Source organism: Noviherbaspirillum album (assembly GCF_035916955.1).
GTDB lineage: Bacteria > Pseudomonadota > Gammaproteobacteria > Burkholderiales > Burkholderiaceae_D > Noviherbaspirillum > Noviherbaspirillum album.
This window is the reverse complement of record NZ_JAWIIV010000006.1, coordinates 146,377-161,243: the sequence shown is the minus strand read 5'-3', so window position 1 is coordinate 161,243 and position 14,867 is coordinate 146,377. Positions and strand designations below refer to the sequence as shown.

At 61.9% G+C, this 14,867-nt stretch carries 13 protein-coding genes; 8 read left to right on the top strand and 5 right to left on the bottom strand.

The window, feature by feature from the left end; translation table 11 throughout:
* Positions 1-47 precede the first annotated feature (47 nt).
* Both RY831_RS09655 and ldcA read left to right on the top strand, forming a co-directional pair.
* Positions 48-959 carry an alpha/beta fold hydrolase gene (locus RY831_RS09655; protein WP_326506125.1) on the top strand — a complete coding sequence of 304 codons (912 nt, stop codon included), beginning with the start codon at positions 48-50 and terminating at the stop codon, positions 957-959.
* A 73-nt stretch (positions 960-1,032) separates the two neighbouring features.
* Positions 1,033-1,998 (top strand): muramoyltetrapeptide carboxypeptidase, encoded by a 966-nt coding sequence (gene ldcA / locus RY831_RS09650; protein WP_326506124.1) that lies wholly within the window; start codon positions 1,033-1,035, stop codon positions 1,996-1,998.
* A 13-nt stretch (positions 1,999-2,011) separates the two neighbouring features.
* Here ldcA and RY831_RS09645 read toward each other — a convergent pair whose 3' ends face one another.
* From RY831_RS09645 to araD, 3 genes are read right to left on the bottom strand one after another with little or no spacing between them, the layout of a single operon-like run.
* Positions 2,012-2,911, bottom strand: coding sequence for an aldose 1-epimerase (locus RY831_RS09645; protein WP_326506123.1), 900 nt, complete (start codon positions 2,909-2,911; stop codon positions 2,012-2,014).
* An 11-nt stretch (positions 2,912-2,922) separates the two neighbouring features.
* The gene (locus RY831_RS09640; protein WP_326506122.1) at positions 2,923-3,795 is read right to left on the bottom strand and encodes an SMP-30/gluconolactonase/LRE family protein; all 873 of its coding nucleotides are present in this window, start codon (positions 3,793-3,795) and stop codon (positions 2,923-2,925) included.
* Between the two features lie 50 nt (positions 3,796-3,845).
* Complete coding sequence (araD, locus tag RY831_RS09635) at positions 3,846-5,567, bottom strand: L-arabinonate dehydratase (RefSeq protein WP_326506121.1); 1,722 nt, start codon at positions 5,565-5,567, stop codon at positions 3,846-3,848.
* Positions 5,568-5,758: 191 nt separating this feature from the next.
* Here araD and RY831_RS09630 point away from each other — a divergent pair, with 191 nt between their 5' ends.
* The 4 genes from RY831_RS09630 to RY831_RS09615 all read left to right on the top strand — a co-directional run bounded on the left by RY831_RS09630 (position 5,759) and on the right by RY831_RS09615 (position 9,846).
* On the top strand, positions 5,759-6,535 hold the full coding sequence (locus RY831_RS09630; RefSeq protein ID WP_326506120.1) for an SDR family NAD(P)-dependent oxidoreductase: 777 nt from the start codon (positions 5,759-5,761) through the stop codon (positions 6,533-6,535).
* A 55-nt stretch (positions 6,536-6,590) separates the two neighbouring features.
* Entirely contained in the window at positions 6,591-7,511 is a 921-nt protein-coding gene (locus RY831_RS09625; protein ID WP_326506119.1) for a 2-dehydro-3-deoxygalactonokinase, read from the top strand.
* Positions 7,512-7,513: 2 nt separating this feature from the next.
* Entirely contained in the window at positions 7,514-8,146 is a 633-nt protein-coding gene (locus RY831_RS09620; protein WP_326506118.1) for a 2-dehydro-3-deoxy-6-phosphogalactonate aldolase, read from the top strand.
* 98 nt (positions 8,147-8,244) lie between these two features.
* The gene (locus tag RY831_RS09615; RefSeq protein WP_326506117.1) at positions 8,245-9,846 is read left to right on the top strand and encodes an ABC-F family ATPase; all 1,602 of its coding nucleotides are present in this window, start codon (positions 8,245-8,247) and stop codon (positions 9,844-9,846) included.
* 18 nt (positions 9,847-9,864) lie between these two features.
* Here the strand turns inward: RY831_RS09615 and RY831_RS09610 are convergent, their stop codons facing one another.
* Entirely contained in the window at positions 9,865-10,509 is a 645-nt protein-coding gene (locus RY831_RS09610) for a hypothetical protein (protein ID WP_326506116.1), read from the bottom strand.
* Between the two features lie 407 nt (positions 10,510-10,916).
* On the opposite strand from RY831_RS09610, the gene nadA reads away from it, so the two are divergent.
* The gene (gene nadA, locus RY831_RS09605; protein ID WP_326506115.1) at positions 10,917-12,056 is read left to right on the top strand and encodes a quinolinate synthase NadA; all 1,140 of its coding nucleotides are present in this window, start codon (positions 10,917-10,919) and stop codon (positions 12,054-12,056) included.
* On the top strand, positions 12,053-12,919 hold the full coding sequence (gene nadC, locus RY831_RS09600) for a carboxylating nicotinate-nucleotide diphosphorylase (protein WP_326506114.1): 867 nt from the start codon (positions 12,053-12,055) through the stop codon (positions 12,917-12,919). The genes nadA and nadC overlap by 4 nt, the downstream gene beginning before the upstream one ends.
* A 108-nt stretch (positions 12,920-13,027) precedes the next feature.
* Here nadC and nadB read toward each other — a convergent pair whose 3' ends face one another.
* Positions 13,028-14,755 carry an L-aspartate oxidase gene (nadB, locus tag RY831_RS09595; protein WP_326506209.1) on the bottom strand — a complete coding sequence of 576 codons (1,728 nt, stop codon included), beginning with the start codon at positions 14,753-14,755 and terminating at the stop codon, positions 13,028-13,030.
* Positions 14,756-14,867 lie beyond the last annotated feature (112 nt).

Below are 14,867 nucleotides of genomic sequence, written 5' to 3'. Positions count from 1 at the left end.
CCCCGAACAGGGTATAAGGGTGCAAAAGGTAAAAAAGGGAGGTCCCATTGCCTGTAATTGAAACCAACGGCATTCAGCTGGCCTATGACGTGCAGGGCAACCCGGAAGGAGAAACCATAGTCCTGATCGCGGGCCTCGGGCTGCAGCTGATCTCCTGGCCTGAAAAATTTTGTCAGGCGCTGGTGAAGCAGGGCTTCCGCGTAGTGCGATTCGATAACCGCGACAGCGGCCTGTCCTCCAAGATGAATCATTTCGGCAAGGCGCATCCGCACCTGGCCATGTTCAAGCCCTTGTTCGGCATGCCGATGTTCAGCAGCTATACGCTGTATGACATGGCGCGCGACACGATAGGCCTGATGAATGCGCTTGGCATCGAGAAGGCGCATATCGTCGGCGCGTCGATGGGCGGGATGATTGCGCAGATCATTGCGGCGCGCTATCCGGAACGCATGCTGACGTTGACTTCCATCATGTCGACCAGCGGCCGCCCAGGACTGCCGGGGCCGAGCATGGCGGCGAGCACCGCGATGCTGTCCACGCCGTCCAATCCGCGCGACTTCGCCAGCGTTGTTGAATATTACGTGCATCTGTTCCAGATACTGGGCAGTCCGGCCTATCCGACGCCGGAAGCCGTCCTGCGCCAGCGCATCATGCAGAGCGTACGCCGTAATCCCAGCATCAGCGGCACCTCGCGCCAGATGATGGCAGTGGCCTCGACCGGCGACCTGGTGGCGCAACTGCGCACGATCCGCGCGCCGGCGCTGATCATACACGGCACCGACGATCCGCTGGTGCCGGTTGCCTGCGGCCGCGACAGCGCGCGCTGGATTCCGAATGCGATCCTGCACGAGATCGAAGGCATGGGCCACGATATTCCGCCGCAGCTCGAAGTGCCGATAGCGAACCTGATCGCATCGCACTGCAGGCGCGAACTGACTACGGCGGCCAGCAGTGCATGATCCGCGCGATGATGGCAATGCAGCCAGGCGCGGCAAGCGAAAAAGACCCGAAGTAAATTCATAACAGGGAAGCATGGGGAAACAAGCACAGCCGGCCGGCCAAGACTGCGCAACGGCCGCCGCCGAAAACTTCGCTACGGTTGCCATCGTGGCGGCCAGCGGTTATGCGGCCGATCCTCTGGCCGTCGGCCGCGCCACGGAACGGCTGGAAAAGCTGGGCTGCAGGGTCAGGAATTTCTATGATGCGGACGCGAAGTACCTGCGTTTCGGCGGCACCGACGAGGCGCGGATCGCGCAGTTGCATCAAGCCGCGGCCGATCCGGAGGTCGACATCGTGCTTGCACTGCGCGGCGGTTACGGCATGTCGCGCCTGCTCCCGAGACTCGATCTCGGCGCCTTGTCGGCCAGCGGCAAGCTGTTTGTCGGCCACAGCGATTTCACTGCGCTGCAGATGGCATTGCTTGCCCATGACGGCACCATCAGCTACGCCGGCCCGATGATCTGCGACGATTTCTCGCGTGAAGACCCCAGCGACTACACCCTCGACAACTTCTGGCGGTGCGTGAGCGGTGCCTCGCATTCCGTCGCGCTGGCGCCGGCCGAACAACCCGCAGTGGATGTGTCCGGCATCCTGTGGGGCGGCAATCTCACCATGCTGACGCACCTGGTCGGTACGCCGTACCTCCCGCATATCAGTGGCGGCATTCTTTTCATTGAAGACGTGAACGAGCATCCCTATCGCGTCGAGCGCATGCTGCTTCAGCTCGCGCATGCCGGCCTGCTGGATCAGAAAGCCATCGTGCTCGGGGATTTTTCCGCGTACCGCTTATATGAATACGACAACGGCTACGATTTTGACGCAATGCTGTCCTATTTGCGCCAGACCTTGCCGTTGCCCATTCTCACCGGCCTGCCGTTCGGTCACATACGCGACAAGGCCACGCTCGCCATCGGCAGTCATGCACGGCTTCATTCCGACGGTCGCCATGCCATGCTCACGATGAGCGGCTATCCGGCGCTGCATGCGCGCGCAGCATGAGCCGTTCCAGGCGCTAGCTCTGGCTTAGGTTTGCGCCGCTGACCAGAAACTTGGCCCGCAGCGCAAGGCTGTCGCCGTGCCCCAGTATGGCGAGACCGGGCTGTTCCGGCATGTGGAAGGCATCGATCGGGTGCGTGATCGGCTCGAAGCAGAAGAAGTCGTAGCCGGGCGGCCGGTACATCAGGCTGTAGCCATTGCAGTCCGGCATGACCATGGTCAATGTCAGCGCACGATCCGGATATTCGATCACGGCCTTGCCGTTCCAGCCACTGAAGCAGTGATCGATCATCGGTCCCTCCAGCGGCGCCGGCGTGTTGTAATCGAAGGACTCCGGGAAATTCGTCACATGCTCGACCGGAATCGGATCATCGCCCGACAGCCAGACGCCCTCGGCCCTGGCCATGAAACGGGTCTGGGCATTGCGCATGAAATAGGGATGCAGACCCAGGCCGTAGGGCAGGCTGCCCGGTCCGAGGTGAGTCACCGTCAGGTCGATCTGCAGGCCGTCCGGCAGCAGCAGGAAGGTCTGGGTGCTGCGGTAGTGATAGGGATTGCCGTCGAACTTGTCGGACTCGAGGGCGAGCTTGATCCTGTCACTCGCGCGCTCGCTCACCTGCCATGACTGCAGCCAGCCGTCGCCGTGGATCGGATAGCTTTCACCGGTCCGGTTCAGGCGCAGCGCATGGAATACGCCTTCATGCTCGAAGCCGCCGCCGGTGATGCGGTTCGACCATGGCACCAGGGGAAAGCAGGACAACGTATAGCGGTCTTCGGATTCGCCATTCCAGGGGCGGAACAGCGGCGACCATTGACCGTCGAGTTTCCAGTCCCAGCCGATCACGCCGCCGCCGTATTCCGGCACGAGGCGCAGGCGTTGTTGGTCGGATTCGAGCGTCAGGGTGTCAGTATTCATGGCAGCGGGCTTCATCCTTGAAATGGATTGGCGGGAACCCCGGCAATACCGAGATCGAGCGCGAATAGACCGCCGGCCAGCGGCTCTTGTTCCAGTTGCTGCGGCGACAGGCCGACGCGGGCGGTGGTAATGAACATCGTGCGCAGCGACGGCCCGCCGAATGCGCAGCTGGTGATCTGGCTGCAGGGCAGGTCTACGGTCTGCAGTACCTTGCCCTGCGCGTCATGGCGGGTTAGCTTGCTTGCGCCCCAGTGGGCGATCCATAGACCGCCTTCGGCATCGGTGGCCATGCCGTCCGGCGACCCGTCTTCCTTGCTGAACTGGAGAAACAGGCGCTTGTTCGAAATCTCGCCGCGTTCGATGTCAAAGTCGAATGCATAGACGCGGCCCTGCGCGCTGTCGTTGTGATAAAGCGTCTTGTAGTCGGAGGACCATGCCGGGCCGTTGGTGACCAGGTAGCCGGTATCCATGCGCGTGCATCCGCCGTCCGGCGCGAGGCGGTAGAGCGAACCGGTCGGCTTGTCGGCGTCGAAATCCATGGTGCCAGCCCAGAAACGGCCCATGCGGTCGCATTTGCCGTCGTTGAATCGGTTGCCGGGCAGGTCCGCCTCGACGCTGGCGACCGGCACCAGCGTCTCGGTGGCGGGGTCGAAGGTGGCGAAGCCGTGCCGGCGCGTGATTACGAGGCCGGCGGCATTGGCACGCTCGGCGATCGCCGAAATTTCCTCATCGAACTGCCAGGTGCGTGTTCCTTCCCCGGCCGAATAGCGATGCAGGCGATGATTGAGGATGTCCACCCAGTACAGGGCCTGCTCCCTGACCGACCATAGCGGTCCTTCGCCGAGCAATGCCCGGGCCTCCCAGATGCATTCGGGCGTCTTCATATGCGCCTCCTGTCCTTTTCGTCGTTAATGCTCGTTGTTAATGTTCGTTGTTAATGCGATTCGCGCGGCACCGGCGCGCCGCTGCGGCCTACCAGGAAATCGAGATCGGCTCCGAGATGGGCCTGCTGCACATGGTCGACATACAATTTCGCGTAGCCGCGCACGGGTCGCTCCGGCGCCGCCCACTCGGCGCGGCGGCGCGCAAGTTCTTCCTCGCTGACCTCCAGGTGCAGGCTGCGCTCGCCGACGTCGAGCGCGATCATGTCGCCGTTGCGCACCAGCGCCAGCGGTCCGCCGACGGCCGCCTCGGGCGAGGTATGCAGCACCACGGTGCCGTAGGCGGTGCCGCTCATGCGCGCATCCGAGATGCGCACCATGTCGCTGATGCCCTTCATCAGCACCTTGCTGGGCAAGGGCATGTTGCCGACCTCGGCCATTCCGGGATAGCCGCAGGGACCGCAATTCTTCAGCACCATCACGCAGGTCTCGTCGATGTCGAGGTTCGGGTCGTCGAGCCGTTCATGCAGATCTTCGATCGATTCGAACACCACCGCGCGGCCGCGGTGCTTCAAAAGCTGCGGCGATGCCGCCGAGGGTTTGATGACCGCGCCGTCGGGCGCGAGGTTTCCCTTCAGGACCGCGATGCCGGCGGCTTCCTTGTACGGCTCGGCGAAGGGTTTGATGACGTCGCGGTTGTAGCAGGGCGCATCCTTGATGTTGTCGCCGAGGGGCCGGCCGTTGACGGTGAGCGCATCCAGGTGGAGCAGGTGCTGTATTTCCCGCATCACCGCCGGCACGCCGCCCGCATAGTAGAAGTCTTCCATCAGGTAATGGCCGGACGGCTGCAGGTTGACCAGGCACGGCATCTGGCTGCCGATCCGGTCCCAGTCTTCCAGGGTTAGCTCGATGCCCATGCGGCCCGCCATGGCAAGCATATGGATTACCGCGTTGGTGGAGCCGCCGATGGCTGCATTGACGCGGATTGCATTTTCGAAGGCCTCGCGCGTCATGATCTTGTCCATGGTCAGGTCTTCCTCGACCATCTGCACGATGCGCCGTCCGCTCAATTGCGCCAGCCGGTTGCGCCTTGTGTCCGGTGCCGGTATCGCAGCATTGCCGGGCAGCGACATGCCAAGGGCTTCGACCATGCTCGCCATGGTGGATGCGGTTCCCATGGTCATGCAGGTGCCGGACGAGCGGTTCATGCAGCCTTCGGCCTCGGTGAATTCTTCCTGCGTCATCTGGCCGCCGCGCACCATTTCCGACATCATCCAGACACCGGTCCCGGAGCCGATGTCCTTGCCGCGGAATTTCCCGTTCAGCATGGGGCCGCCGGAGATGCCTATTGTCGGCAGACCGCAGCTCGCGGCGCCCATCATCAGTGCCGGGGTGGTCTTATCGCAGCCCATCAGCAGTACCACGCCATCGATCGGGTTGCCGCGGATGGATTCCTCGACATCCATGCTTGCGAGGTTGCGGAACAGCATCGCCGTCGGGCGCAGTTGCGTCTCGCCGAGTGACATCACGGGGAACTCCAGCGGGAATCCTCCTGCCTCAAGAACACCCCGCTTGACGAATTCGGCGAGTTCGCGGAAGTGGCTGTTGCAAGGCGTCAATTCCGACCAGGTGTTGCAGATGCCGATAACCGGACGGCCATCGAATTCATCCGCGGGATGGCCGGCTTTCGATGTCCAGCTTCGATGCACGAATCCATCGCGATCCTGCTTTTCAAACCAGGCACGGCTGCGACGTTTGGGTTTCTCCATGGTCATAGAGCTCTCGTTGAGGACATTGAGTGAAAATGAAAAAAGAAAAAGATCAAGACAAAGAAAGAGAAAGCGAGAGAAATCTTGAATCAGTGAATAGTGAAATAGTGAACCGGTAACCTGTGAACTGCGTGGGAAGGGTTTCGACTTAGCATCAATATTGATTAGTCATCGAATCGAAAGTTCAGGAGAAAATCATGGCAGCACAAGCGGAGCTGGCGCGTTTCGGCAGTCTCAAGAGCAAGCGGGTTTTCATTACCGGGGGCGGTTCCGGTATCGGCGAAAGCATCGTCACCGGCTTTGCGGAGCAGGGCGCAAAGGTCGCGTTCATCGATATCGCGGTTGATGCCAGCCTGGCCCTGTGCGAGAAGCTGGCAATGGCAGGTTATGAAAAGCCGGTGTTCCGCGAATGCGATATCCGGGACATTCCCGCACTGCAGGAAATCATGCGTACCGTGGCTGCGGATATCGGCGACTTTGACGTGCTGGTCAACAATGCCGGCAATGACCAGCGCCACAACCCGGAGGAAGTGACGCTTGAATACTGGAACGATCGCATCGCCATCAACCAGCGGCCGATGTTCTTCACCTGCCAGGCAGTAATAGAAGGCATGAAGCGGCGCGGCGGCGGCGCCATCATCAATCTCGGTTCCACCAGCTGGCATATCGCCAACGGCGGTTATCCGGTCTACACCACGACCAAGGCCGCGGTCAGCGGACTCACGCGCGGCCTCGCCCGCGATCTCGGTCCCTACAACATCCGGGTCAATACCGTCACTCCCGGCTGGGTGATGACCGAGCGCCAGCTGACCATGTGGGTCGACGAGGAGGGAGAAAAGCTGATCGACCAGAATCAATGCCTCAAGGGCAGGGTCGCGCCCTGGCATGTCGCGAGGATGGTACTCTTTCTCGCTTCCGATGATGCGGCGATGTGCACCGCGCAGGAGTACATCGTCGATGGCGGCTGGGCATGAAGCGCTGCCTTCCGTCCGTGACAAGATTGACGCTTAGCCTGAGAAACCTCCACCCATGACAGAACACAACACGACCTTGCTCGGCATCGACTGGGGCACCAGCAACCGCAGGAGCTATATCCTCGATGCGCGCGGCGAACTGGTGCGGCAGCACGATGACGATGCCGGCATCCTGAATGTCAACGGCGATTTTTCCGGGTCGCTGCGCGCGCTGCTGCAGACCCTCGGCCTGGAGCGGGCGGATATCGTGATGTCCGGCATGGTGGGCAGCCGCAACGGCTGGCAGGAAGCGCCTTACCTGACCACCGACCGGCCTCTGACGGCGCTGCACGATAACCTGATGCCGGTCGACACTGGCATCCCGGGCGTGCGCTGCCGCGTCGCGCCGGGTTACAAGTACATCGATCCCAATGGCGTCCCGGACGTGATGCGAGGCGAAGAAGCCCAGATACTGGGCACGCTGGCTCTGAGCGGCAGCGATGCAAGCGGCGGCTGGTTCCTGCTTCCCGGTACGCACAGCAAGTGGGCGAGGGTGGAGCAGGGACGCATCATGGAATTCCTGACTTTCATGACCGGCGAATTCTTTTCCCTCTTTTCCCGGCATGGCACGCTGTCGAAGGTCATCGGCAACACGGACGAGTCATTCCCCGAGGCCTTTGCCGCCGGCGTGCGCGCGGCGAAACACGGCAGTTTTCCCCATACCGCATTCGGTTGCCGCGCGCTGGTGGTCACCGACATGATGCCGGCCGAGCACACCGCGTCTTATTTGTCGGGTCTGCTGATCGGCACCGAGATACACGACATCCTTCAGCGCACGACGAGTGCGTCCGGCGCGCCAGTCCAGGTCATCGGCAGCCCGGGTCTTTGCGCACGCTATCTCAGTGCGCTGGAACTGCTCGGCGTTCCATCCCGCGCGTGGCAGCCTGACACGGTCTATCTTGCCGCACTCAAGGCGCTATTCAATCTACCGAGGTAATCATGTCCAATCCGTTTCATCCCGCACCATTTCCCATGGTTGCCATCCTGCGCGGCCTCACTCCCGAGGAAGCGCCCATGGTCGGGCGCGTTCTGTTCAACGCCGGCTTCCGCATGCTTGAAGTGCCGCTGAACCGGCCGGGCGCCATCGAGGCGATGCGCCGCCTGGTCGACATGGCGCCGGACGATGCGCTGGTCGGCGCCGGCACCGTGCTGAAGGTGTCCGACGTCAATGCGGTCAAGGATGCCGGCGGCAGGCTCATCGTCTCGCCACACTGCGCAGAGGATGTCATCTCGCATGCGGCGACCAACGGCATGATCGCCCTGCCGGGCGTGGCCACGCCGACCGAAGCGTTCCGGGCTCTGCAGGCCGGCGCGCATGGACTCAAGCTGTTTCCGGCGGAAATGATCCCGCCGGCCGCGGTCAAGGCCATCCTGTCCATCCTGCCGGCAGGCACGCCGCTGTTTCCCGTCGGCGGCATCAATCCGCAGAACATGGCCGGCTATGTCGCGGCCGGCGCCACGGGATTTGGCATCGGCGGGCAGCTGTACCAGCCGGGGGTAGAGGAAACGGCATTGACGCGCTCGGCCCAGGCCTTCGTTGCCGCACGGGAGAAACTGTTGCAAGGCGCATAACACGGCAGCGGCACTTTTGCGCGGCTGCGCGGTGAATGCTTGGTGCGGAGTGCTAAAATGGCCGGTTTCGTATTCACTTCGCAAGAAAAGGCTTCTCCGTGCTTTCAACCGCAAACATCACGATGCAGTTCGGCCCCAAGCCGCTGTTTGAAAACATCTCCGTCAAATTCGGCGACGGCAACCGCTATGGCCTGATCGGCGCCAACGGCTGCGGCAAGTCCACCTTCATGAAGATCCTCGGCGGCGACCTCGAGCCGAGCGCCGGCAATGTCATGCTGGACCCGAACGAGCGTCTCGGCAAGCTGCGCCAGGACCAGTTCGCCTTTGAAGAGATGCGCGTGCTGGACGTCGTGATGATGGGCCATACGGAAATGTGGGCGGCGATGAACGAGCGCGACGCCATCTACGCCAACCCCGATGCCACCGACGACGACTACATGAAAGCCGCCGACCTCGAGGCGAAGTTCGCGGAATATGACGGCTATACCGCCGAGGCACGCGCGGGCGAACTGCTGCTTGGCGTCGGCGTGCCGATCGAACAGCACCAGGGGCCGATGAGCAATGTCGCCCCCGGCTGGAAGCTGCGGGTGCTGCTGGCGCAGGCCCTGTTCTCGAACCCGGACATCCTGCTGCTCGACGAACCGACCAACAACCTCGACATCAATACCATCCGCTGGCTGGAAAACGTGCTCAACGAGCGCAATTCCACCATGATCATCATTTCCCACGACCGCCATTTCCTGAACCAGGTCTGCACCCACATGGCCGACATGGATTACGGCACGCTGAAGGTCTATCCGGGCAATTACGACGACTACATGCTGGCATCGTCGCAGGCCCGGGCGCAGCAGATGGCCGCCAATGCCAAGGCCAAGGAACGCGTGGCGGAGCTTCAGGATTTCGTGCGCCGCTTCTCGGCCAACAAGTCCAAGGCGCGCCAGGCGACATCCCGCGCCAAGCAGATCGACAAGATCAAGGTCGAGGACATCAAGCCGTCCAGCCGCCAGAATCCCTTCGTGCGGTTTGAGGGCGAGAAGAAGCTGCACCGCCTCGCGGTCGAGATCCAGGGGCTGTCCAAGTCCTATGACCGGACGCTCTTCAACAACTTCAATCTCCTGATCGAAGCCGGCGAAAAGATCGCCATCATCGGCGCCAACGGCGCCGGCAAGACCACGCTGCTGCGCTGCATCGGCGGCACCGAGATCTGCGGCCTCGGACCCGACCACGGCATGGCCAAATGGGCGGAAAACGCCAATGTTGGCTACATGCCGCAGGATCCGACCGAGGAATTCGCGACGGACAAGAACCTGACCGACTGGATGGGCCAGTGGACCAAGGAAGGCGACGACGACCAGGCCGTGCGTTCGATTCTCGGCCGCCTGCTGTTCGGCGGCGACGATGTGAAAAAGTCGGTCAAGGTGCTGTCAGGCGGAGAGAAGGGCCGGATGATGTACGGCAAGCTGATGCTGGGCCGTCACAATGTTCTGCTGATGGACGAGCCGACCAACCACATGGACATGGAGTCGATCGAATCCCTCAACATTGCACTGGACAAGTATGCGGGCACGCTCGTGTTTGTTTCGCATGACCGCGAATTCGTATCCTCGCTGGCCACCCGCATCCTCGAAGTCAAGGACGGCGAGATCATCGACTTCCAGGGCAACTACGAGGATTATCTGCAGAGCCAGGGTATCGAGTGATGCGGCTTGCCGGTTTGCTCAGTTGTGCAAGCCGGCGATTGTCGCGGATTCCGGAATCGGTTCTCCGAGGTACAGCAGCTTGTCCAGCCTGTCGCGCAGGCTGCGCGCCATCTCCTGGCCCTGGGCCTTGACCACCGCTTCAAGATAGGGCTTCTTCAGCTGGCGGAAATCCTCGATCGTTGCGGCTCTCTCCACCTTGAGCTGAAGCGCGTATCCGCGCAAGCCGATCGTGCTCTTGATGGTTTCGTTGTAGAAGCGGTAGATCGCTTCGTACTGCGTCTGCCCGTCGGGCAGCAGGGCGTCCGATGGCGTACCCGAGGGTGCGAGAGCGATGGCACGGTTTCCGGACTGGGTGTCCGGCAACGCTGGAATGTCGTGGAGCGGGGCGGACGGCGCGGGTGCCGCAGTAGAAGATGCCGCAGATACGGTGGATACGGCAGCCACGGTGGAAGCGGGGGATGCTTCCCGAATATATCCGTCCTTCAGCAGGTCCGCCATGCACTGTTCCGTGAGGCCGAGGCCGGCGACTTTTTTCAGCAGATCATCCGCAGTCTGCTTGCCATCGATCATGACCAGCAGGCTGCGAGCCCGTGGCGAAAGATGGTATTTCCGGGTCGCGATTTCTTCCCGTCCCTTTTCGGTCTTGTCAAACACCTTCGTCATGGTTGTCTTCCTCACGCTCCGCTGCGCACTGGCGCGCTGCTTTATGCCGAGAGCCGTTTTTTATTGAATATAAGGTACCGAAGCACCCTGGCTCTAGATTCATTCTTTTTGGAAACGTCGCCTTGTCTTTTTATCGCTGATGTTTCTCTTTGGTATTGAGATTTATCAGCCAAGTATCGTCCTGATCGGCTTGCGCGTAAACGAAAAATTGCAGCGTGGAAATAAATGTCGCATAAAACCCAAGCCTCTACATTTCTTGGGCTTGTCTTGACCTAAGTTTATTGCAATGAAGAAATCATCTGAACGGCAGGGAAATCGTTCTTGAATAAGTCCGTGCTGCACTTACATCTAAAGTATCGGGCATACTTTCGCTTTCTCGCCACGGCAGTTGTTTCAAATTCGACATCATGCAGATTCAACCCATCAAAACCATTGAATTCGAACGCCCGCAGATGAATGCCGGCACCAGTTGTACGGCGAATGCCTGGGCACGCGTGCCCGCGGCGCCTTCTCCCGCGGAAAAGTCCGCGTTAAAAGAGCGCATCCGCAAACTCCTCAAGGAAAAGCAGGCCGTGCTGGTGGCCCACTATTACGTGGACGCTGACCTGCAGGACCTGGCCGAGGAAACCGGCGGCTGCGTCTCGGATTCGCTGGAAATGGCGCGATTCGGACGCGATCATCCCGCCAAGACCCTGGTCGTGGCCGGCGTCAAGTTCATGGGTGAAACAGCGAAGATCCTGAGCCCGCAGAAGACTATTTTGATGCCGGACCTCGATGCCACCTGTTCGCTCGACCTGGGCTGCCCGGCGGACGAGTTCGCCGCCTTCTGCGATGCGCATCCCGACCGCACCGTGGTCGTCTATGCCAATACCAGCGCCGCCGTGAAGGCCAGGGCGGACTGGATGGTGACCTCCTCGATCGGCCTGCAGATCGTCGAGCATCTGCATGCTCAGGGCAAGAAAATCCTGTGGGCGCCCGACAAGCATCTCGGCGGCTACATCCAGAAAAAGACCGGGGCAGACATGCTGCTGTGGCAGGGCTCCTGCCTGGTGCATGACGAGTTCAAGGGCATCGAACTCGAATTGCTGAAGAAGGAACATCCCGGCGCCAGGATCCTGGTGCACCCGGAATCGCCGGAGGCGGTGGTGGCGCAGGCGGACGTGGTCGGTTCGACCTCGCAACTGATCGCGGCCGCGCAAACGCTGGATGCGAAGGAGTTCATCGTGGCAACGGATAACGGCATCCTGCACAAGATGCGCATGGCGGCACCCGGCAAAGTCTTCATCGACGCGCCGACGGCCGGCAACAGCGCTACTTGCAAGAGCTGCGCGCACTGCCCGTGGATGGCGATGAACGGCCTGCAGAATCTGGCCGATGTGCTGGAAAACGGGCGCAACGAGATCCATGTCGATCCCGAGGTCGGGCGCCAGGCCTACCTTTGCATCGATCGCATGCTGGCGTTCGCCGCTGCGCAGAAAGCCAATGTCCGTCCGAGCGCCGACCTGGCGAAGGAACAGAAACTGTTTGCAGGAATCGGTCCGGCATGAGCACATTGAAGAATCCATTCGCGCCTTTCGATGCGGCGCTGGCAGCGGCATTCGAAGCCAATATCCGTACCGCGCTGGCCGAGGATATCGGCACCGGCGACGTTACCGGGTTGCTGGTTCCCGAGCATGAAACGGTGCAGGCCCGCGTGCTGGTGCGGGAAGAGTCGGTGCTGTGCGGGGCGCCCTGGTTCGAGGGCGTGATGTCGCAGGTCGACCCGCGCATCAAGATACAGTGGCACTTCGCCGAAGGCACGAAAATGACCGCGGATTCCCAGGTGTGCCTGATCGAGGCGCCGGCGCGCGCCCTGCTGACGGCGGAGCGCTCGGCGCTCAACTTCCTGCAGCTGCTGTCGGGCGTCGCCACGGCGACCCGGCAGTATGCGGAAGTCGTCGCCGGTACGCGCGCCTCGGTTCTGGATACCCGCAAGACCCTGCCGGGCTTGCGGCTGGCCCAGAAATACGCGGTGCGCGTCGGCGGCGGCAAGAACCAGCGGCTGGCACTGTACGACGGCATCCTGATCAAGGAAAACCATATTGCGGCCGCGGGCGGCATCACCGCGGCGATGCGCGCTGCTCAGGCACTCAACGCGGGGGTCTCCATCCAGATCGAAGTCGAGGACCTGAATGAACTGGACGAGGCATTGAATGCCGGCGCCAAGTCGATCCTGCTCGATAATTTTTCTCTGGACATGATGCGCGAGGCGGTGAAGCTCACGGCCGATCGCGCGGTGCTGGAAGCTTCCGGCGGCATCAACATGTCGACCGTGCGTGCCATCGCTGAAACCGGCGTCGATCGCATTTCCATCGGCAGCCTGACCAAGGACGTGCGTGCCACCGATTACTCGCTGCGGGTGATCGGGTGATCGGGTGATCGGACTGCTGCAGTACGCCGCCGCAGCGAATACAAAGCGGGGCTAAAAAATGGCCGGTCAGAATGACCGGCCATTTTTCATTGATCGCGTTCCGTGTTCTCAGCGAGGCACCTGCCGCGTCGATGGCGACAGCACCGTCGGCAAGGCTTTGGGCAGGGTGTCGGGGTAATCCTGGCTGAAGTGAAGGCCGCGGCTCTCGCGGCGCGACAGGGCGCTTTCCACGATCATCGAGGCGACGTCGACCAGGTTGCGCAGTTCCAGCAAATCGCGGGTGATGCGGAAATTCGAGTAGTACTCGTAGATTTCCTCGCGCAGCAGGCCGATGCGGTGCTGCGCACGCTCCAGCCGCTTCGTGGTACGTACGATGCCGACGTAATTCCACATGAAGCGCCGCAGCTCGTCCCAGTTGTGCGCGATGACCACTTCCTCGTCGGCGTCGGTAACCCTGCTTTCATCCCATGCCGGCAGCGGCATGAACTGCGGCTTCGGCTGCTGCTCGATATGCTGGGCCGCCGCGCGGCCGAGCACCAGGCATTCCAGCAGCGAATTGCTCGCCAGGCGATTGGCGCCGTGAAGGCCGGTGTACGCGGTTTCCCCGACCGCATACAGGCCGGGAAGGTCGGTGCGGCCCATGGCGTCGGTCACCACGCCGCCGCAGGTGTAGTGCGCGGCCGGTACGACCGGGATCGGCTGCTTCGTGATGTCGATGCCGAATTCCAGGCAGCGGGCATAGATCGTCGGAAAATGCTCCTTCAGGAATTCCGGCGGCTGGTGGCTGATGTCGAGATCGACATGATCCAGTCCGCGCTTCTTGATCTCGAAGTCGATGGCCCGGGCCACCACGTCGCGCGGCGCCAGTTCGGCGCGCTCGTCGTGCGATTCCATGAAGCGCTGGCCGGCCGCCGCGCCAGCGGCCGCCGGGAGTTTCAGCAAGCCGCCTTCGCCGCGCACCGCTTCGCTGATCAGGAAGGATTTCGCGTAGGGATGATAGAGACAGGTTGGGTGGAACTGGATGAATTCCATGTTGGCGACGCGGCAGCCGGCGCGCCATGCCATCGCGATGCCGTCGCCGGTGGCGGTGTCGGGGTTGGTCGTGTACAGATAGACCTTGCCGGCGCCCCCGGTAGCCAGCACCGTCTGGTCGGCGGCGAGCGTCATGANTGCCATCGCGATGCCGTCGCCGGTGGCGGTGTCGGGGTTGGTCGTGTACAGATAGACCTTGCCGGCGCCCCCGGTAGCCAGCACCGTCTGGTCGGCGGCGAGCGTCATGACCTTGCCGGAGTTCACATCCTGCACATACAGGCCGACGCAGGTCGGCACGCCGCCGGCGTAAGTATCCAGCTTGTCGGACTTGATTACGTCGATGGCATAGTGGTGCTCGAGTATCGTGATGTTCGGATGGCTACGCGCTTTCTGCTCCAGCGTGACCTGGACCGCATGGCCGGTCGCGTCGGCCGCGTGAATGATGCGCCGCTGGCTGTGTCCGCCTTCCCGCGTCAGGTGATAGCCGAGTTCCGCGGTGGGGTCCCTGGTGAACGGCACGCCCTGTTCGATCAGCCATTCGATTGCGGCTCGGCTGTGTTCGACGATGTCGCGCGTTGCGGTTTCGTCGCACAGGCCTGCGCCGGCGACCAGGGTATCTGCGATATGCTGCTCATGGCTGTCCCCGGAATCGAGGACGGCGGCGATGCCGCCCTGGGCCCAGTTGCTGGCGCCGTCGAGCAGCGTGCGCTTGGAGATCACGACGACCTTGCGGGTTTTGGCAAGATGCAGGGCAACGGAAAGGCCGGCGAGGCCGCTTCCGACGATGGCAACGTCAAATTTCATAAGATGGGAACTGTTTTGTTGCATTTTCATGACACGACTCCGCATCTTACCATTGGACAATACATGCGGATTTGCGGTGTTCGGATAACCGGACGAGGAATGACTCTGGATG